Origin of the sequence: Paraburkholderia sp. SIMBA_027 (genome assembly GCF_046535315.1) — a bacterium.
Lineage (GTDB): Bacteria > Pseudomonadota > Gammaproteobacteria > Burkholderiales > Burkholderiaceae > Paraburkholderia > Paraburkholderia tropica.
In genome coordinates this window covers 1-242 of the sequence record NZ_JAWRWY010001445.1, presented here as the reverse complement: position 1 = coordinate 242, position 242 = coordinate 1, and the positions used below count along the sequence as shown (strand labels likewise).

1 pseudogene is annotated in these 242 nt (G+C 62.0%); it reads left to right on the top strand.

Annotation, left to right across the window (positions count from 1 at the left end):
- Positions 1-242, top strand: a pseudogene (locus SB764_RS43965) (type VI secretion system contractile sheath large subunit); the annotation flags it as partial.

The following is a 242-nucleotide window of genomic DNA, read 5'->3' as shown; positions in this document are numbered from 1 at the left end:
GCTGCAACGCGAGCAATTGGGCTCGTGGAAGGAGCGCACGGACCTGGAGCTGGAGCTCAACAAGTGGATTCGCCAATACGTGGCCGACCAGGAAAACCCCAGTGCCGAGGTGCGTGGGCGTAGGCCATTGCGTGCAGCGCGCATTGTCGTCAGCGATGTCGAGGGCGAGCCGGGCTGGTATCGGGTCAATTTGAGTGTGCGCCCGCACTTCAAGTACATGGGGGCGGACTTCACATTGTCCC